Here is a 4,998-nt window from a genome sequence, read left to right as displayed (position 1 = left end):
ACGAGATATTACGTGATAGACCGTGGGTCTGTGAGGCAGGGTAAACCTGGCGTTTCTTGGCATGGTGAACCTCCTTGGGGTGAGGGTTGATGTCTATGGAAAAAGAGAGAGCCGAAATGAGAATAAAAGTCCAGTATTTTTTGTCTGTCCCTTCCTATCCCATCTTGTTTTCCCCTGCGTGAGTATAGTTCGTTTCTATTATTCAGGCAGCCTTTCGACCACCCTGGCTATGCCCAGCTTCATTGTTCCCCGGGACGGTTCCGGCACCCCCTGAATGCCTGCGTCGCGGGGACTGCCCCAATTGGAATAAGAACACTGCATTATCTTGTGTTGCGGGCGTAGCCCGCTTTGGAAATTTGTATCTGATCATCCCATATCGGAATCGGGCATGGCCGACAACATGGGAATACGGATGGTTATGGTGCTGCCCTTATCTTTGTGGCTTGAAAGCTCCATCCTGCCTTGCATATCATCCAGGATCTTCTTGGTCATGGCCAGACCGAGTTCAGCACTGGTTCCCTCCCCTGTGGCATAGAAAGGATTAAAAGCCCTGTTCCAGACTTCTTTTGGAATACCATTTCCCGCATCACTCACTCGAACCCCGACATACTGCTCGTCCATGAAAGTGCTTAACCTCAGGGTGCCACCTTGGGGCATGGATTCAATGGAGTTTTTGACCAGGTTGATGAGGCATTGTTTAAGCAACTCTGGATCGCCTTCGGCTTTGGCCAGGTTTGAAGGCAGATCCATTTTAAAAGTAATTTGCTGTTCCCTGCTGGTGGAATCAAAAAGCTGGACCACGTGCTGAATCATTTTGTTGACATCAACTGCCTTGAACACCGGTTTTGGAGGGCGGGCATAGTTGATGAATCTCTTTAATATCCTGTCCAGGCGTTTGCATTCGCGCTGGATTCCAAGCAAATATTCCCGGACTGCCTCATCATGTTCAGGTTTGCGCAGCAGAACGTTGGCGAAACCGCTGATGACAAAGAGCGGGTTGCGGATCTCATGAGCAATGTAGGTAGACAGTTCCCCAATTGTGGCCAGTTTTTCAGACAGAGCCACGCGTTTTTCCATCTCTGTGCGAATGGTGATGTCCCGTCTCATCTCTACAACCCACTTCAGGATTCCGGACTGGTCAAAGACCGGGTAGGTATAGATGCGGAAATATCTTGCCCGGCCCTGCTCATCAACCCAGGTCTGCATTGCTTCAGCAGGTTGTTGAGTTGCAAGTGTCTTATTGAATGGACATACAGCATCGGTGTAGTCTTCCCCGATGGAAAAGCCGCGGTAAAAGGCACCCCTGGCACATGAAAAGATTTCCGTGCAATGACGGCCAATAAGATCATTTTTTTTCTTCCCCAGCCTTTTGCTGACATGCATGTTCAGATCCTGGATCACCCCTTTTGTGTCCAGAAGCAGCAGGTCTTCCTGCAAATGATCCACTACGGCCTGGAAAAGGTCTCTATGCCAGGACAGATTCAGCATGCATCTCTTTTTGACCTGGAACATCAGCAGCAGCCCGCAAAGAAAGACAGTTGCACCATAGTCCAGCAGAGAGACATGTGCAGGCAGAATACTGCGAATCTCCGGGACCAGGTGCTGCTTACCGGTGTTTTCAATGACCAGGTTGATTTCAGGGTGCGCCTTCAGCATCTCCTGGTATGAGCTGTAAATACTCATCCCCTTATCCCTGGCTTTTTGCAGAAGTCTGTCATCAGGACCAGGCTGGGCCACTGCCACAAGATTCAGCCTGGGAAAATAATGTTCAAGATCAGGGATCTCGGTTAATTCCAGGATGGAGGCGAAACCATGCGACATTCCGATAATGCCGATGTTATAGTCACCTATGGCTTTATCCAGAATACATAGATTCTCACTATTAATCTCTTTGGTTACTGACAGGGTGTTTTTCATGTTATTCCCCATGCCGGCTTTGCCGGCATCCCAAGGTAATGAAGTACTTTTATCACAATAAACAAAAACCACGCTTAGAAACAGGGTTTTAACCACAAGCCACATACAACAAATATGCCAGAACGGCTCTTATGCCGCCAGGATTTTCGAACAATTGCAGCTTATCCTCAGACAAGAATGCCAGCACCCAATTGATATACTTGTAGTATTTATGCGACACTCTATGACATGTTTGTAGCATTTATGCAACATGAATTATCAAACAGAATAAGCGGGGCTGTCGCTTTTTTTAGCTGGGGACAGTTCTTGCACTTGGGTCGTAGGCAAAATCCGGGTCTGTGGTATGCTTTATGCTCATCTCCCATAGTTATGTCACCGCCTCTTCACCACCGGACCCACCTATGCCGGTCTAAAATGCTTTACCCGGGTCCGGTGCTCACCGGCTTTGGCAAAATATTCGGGGCATGTGCATGAATGAAGGTTATAGACAACACCTGGAGGATAACAGCAATGTTTAAGAATTTGAGACTGGGCATGAAACTGGGACTGGGATTTGGGCTGCTCATCGTGATCATGCTGGGGCTGGGAGCGGTGAGCCTGATCAACATGGACCGGGTCAGCAGCGACAGCGAGCATCTGGGAAACGATCTCGTTCCTGAATGGTCTATGGCTGGCGCAGTCAGCAATCTGCAGTATCAGACCGGATATTTCATGAATCATTACATTATGACCCAGGATGAACATTTTCTGGAACAGGGCCGATCCATGATACAAGAGTTGCGCAGGGAAATCAACAATGCGCGGAGGGACGCCCGGGACAGAGAACGTCAGGAAGTTCTTGAAGCTCTTGAGGAGATTGAAGGTCAGCTGGGCAGGTACGAACTTGCGGTAGACCATATCCGGCAAGCCGTGGATCAGATGCTGCAGGCTCGCAGTCAGGCATCAGAAAGCAGTACAGACTTTGAAGAAAACATCATGGGCTATCTGTCACATCAGAACCAGGAGATGACCAGACAGGTACAAGAACAGGACACCGTTGAAGAGCTGCTCATACGCCAGGACAGGATTACCCGGGCCAACGACATTATCGATCTTTACAATGGGATTCAGGTACTCAACTGGCAGAGTCAAGCCATGAGGGAAGTGGATGGACTGCATCAGGCTGTGGATAAGGCGGATGAGCTTATGCGTCAGGTGCAGGATCTCCTGGATGTAACCAGGCAGGAGGTCAATCTTCGCCAGCTTAGGGCTGTCAGGAACGCCACAGAAGAATATCAGACTTCCATGCTGGCGGTTGCTGATGCACAAAGAGAGCTTGTTGTGCAGGGTCAGGCCATGGACGACGCCTACAATGCGGTGCTTGCAGAATGCAGCGGACTGGAAACTGCAGCAGAGGAACAGGCGACAGGCATTGCTCAGCAGGCCATAGTCCAGCTCAACAACTCCTCGCGTATACTAGCCGGAGGACTTGGATTGTCCCTGATTCTGGCCCTGGGCGCAGCTATTCTGCTCACCCGCATGATTACTACACCTATGTCCAAAGGGGTAAGTTTTTCCAACGAACTTGCCCGGGGAAATCTGGAAGCACGACTGGAGGTGGAAGGAAAAGATGAGATCGGTCTTCTATGTCAATCCATGCAGGAGATGCAGTCCAGACTTCGCAGTATTGTGAGCGGAGTCAAGGTTTCTGCAGCCAATGTGTCTGCAGGAAGCCAGCAGATGAGTTCATCGGCCCAGGAGATGTCCCAGGGAGCCACCGAACAGGCATCCAACCTGGAAGAGGTATCCTCCAATATGGAACAGATGGGCTCCAATATTCAGCAGAATGCGGACAACGCGACTCAGACGGAGAAAATTGCCGACCAGGTGGCCAAAAAGGCTGTAGATAGCGGACAGCAGGTGCAGGATACTGTGCAGGCCATGCGGGATATTGCTCAAAAGATCAACATCATTGAAGAGATCGCCCGCCAGACCAACCTGCTGGCCCTGAACGCGGCAATTGAGGCGGCCAGGGCTGGGGAAGCCGGTAAAGGCTTTGCAGTGGTTGCATCAGAAGTACGTAAGCTGGCCGAGAGAAGCGGGCAGTCGGCCACAGAGATCAGCGGGCTGTCCAAATCCAGCGTGCAGGTGGCGGAAAAGGCCGGGGAGATGCTCAAGGAGATGGTTCCTGAAATTCAGAAGACCGCCGAACTGGTCCAGGAGATAAGCGCCTCTTCGAGGGAGCAGTCTTCAGGGATAGAGCAGGTAAATCAGGCCCTGCAGCAACTGGATCAGGTGGTACAGCAAAACGCTTCATACTCTGAGGAACTGTCCGCTACCGCTGAGGAGCTCTCCAGTCAGGCTCAACAGTTGCAGGATGCCATGACCTTTTTCAAGGTCGATGAACATGGCCATAATCAAGCTCATTCTGTTAACAGGAGCCGGACACCCCAAGCACCTGAGGGGTTTTTGAAAGGATTGCAGGAAGGCGGGTCTCCCAAGAAAAGCACCAATGAGCAACAGGCCCGGACGGGACCGAAGAAGGCCCTTGCTCTGGATACCAGAGCGGAGGACCATGAGGATCAGGATTTCGAGCGCTATTAAGGTCCGGGCGGCATCCTGATGCTGCATTTTGAAATAACATCCAGCAACAGATAACCGCTCAGGTTTGGTTCAAGGAGTGCTTATGACTGACAAAGGCACAAGCTACAGCGATACCTGTCTGACCTTCTACCTGGATCAGGAGCTTTTCGGACTGAGCATCGATTCGGTGCGGGAAGTCCTGGAGTATACCACGATTACCAGGGTCCCCAGGACAGCCGATTACATGCGCGGAGTGATCAGTCTGCGGGGGCGTCCCGTTCCGGTAGTTGACCTGCGCAGGAAGTTCGGCCTAGATGAAGGGGAGCAGACAGTGGATACCTGCATAATTATCGTGGAGGTCAGTTATGAAGGAGAATCCAACATCATGGGAGCCCTGGTGGACGGGGTGCAGGAAGTCCTGGACATTCCACAGAGTCAAATAGAAGACCCACCCAAACTCGGCAACACCATTGACATGAAATTCATCCGCGGATTGGGCAGGCTCGAGGAAACCTTTGT

General features: G+C 51.0%; 4 protein-coding genes. 2 read left to right on the top strand and 2 right to left on the bottom strand.

Annotated features, from left to right (window positions below; all coding sequences use genetic code 11):
• Positions 1–198: 198 nt before the first annotated feature.
• Positions 199–321: a hypothetical protein gene (locus QZP87_RS12630; RefSeq protein WP_291323281.1), complete on the bottom strand. Its 123-nt coding sequence runs from the start codon at positions 319–321 to the stop codon at positions 199–201.
• A 45-nt stretch (positions 322–366) separates the two neighbouring features.
• Positions 367–1,917 carry an ATP-binding protein gene (locus QZP87_RS12625; RefSeq protein WP_291323280.1) on the bottom strand — a complete coding sequence of 517 codons (1,551 nt, stop codon included), beginning with the start codon at positions 1,915–1,917 and terminating at the stop codon, positions 367–369.
• Between the two features lie 510 nt (positions 1,918–2,427).
• Between QZP87_RS12625 and QZP87_RS12620 the strand changes: the two genes are divergently transcribed.
• Positions 2,428–4,500, top strand: a complete 2,073-nt coding sequence (locus QZP87_RS12620) for a methyl-accepting chemotaxis protein (RefSeq protein WP_291323279.1) — start codon at positions 2,428–2,430, stop codon at positions 4,498–4,500.
• Positions 4,501–4,582: 82 nt separating this feature from the next.
• On the top strand, positions 4,583–4,998 hold a 416-nt coding region (locus QZP87_RS12615; RefSeq protein WP_291323278.1), incomplete at its 3' end, for a chemotaxis protein CheW.

This window comes from Desulfonatronospira sp., assembly GCA_003563255.1.
Taxonomy (GTDB): Bacteria; Desulfobacterota; Desulfovibrionia; order Desulfovibrionales; family Desulfonatronovibrionaceae; genus Desulfonatronospira.
This window is presented reverse-complemented; position numbering and strand designations above follow the sequence as displayed.

Coding starts and splice junctions, on each gene's coding strand:
- QZP87_RS12630 (WP_291323281.1), bottom strand. CDS start 321: ATGCAGTGTTCTTATTCCAATTGGGGCAGTCCCCGCGACGCAGGCATT.
- QZP87_RS12625 (WP_291323280.1), bottom strand. CDS start 1,917: ATGAAAAACACCCTGTCAGTAACCAAAGAGATTAATAGTGAGAATCTA.
- QZP87_RS12620 (WP_291323279.1), top strand. CDS start 2,428: ATGTTTAAGAATTTGAGACTGGGCATGAAACTGGGACTGGGATTTGGG.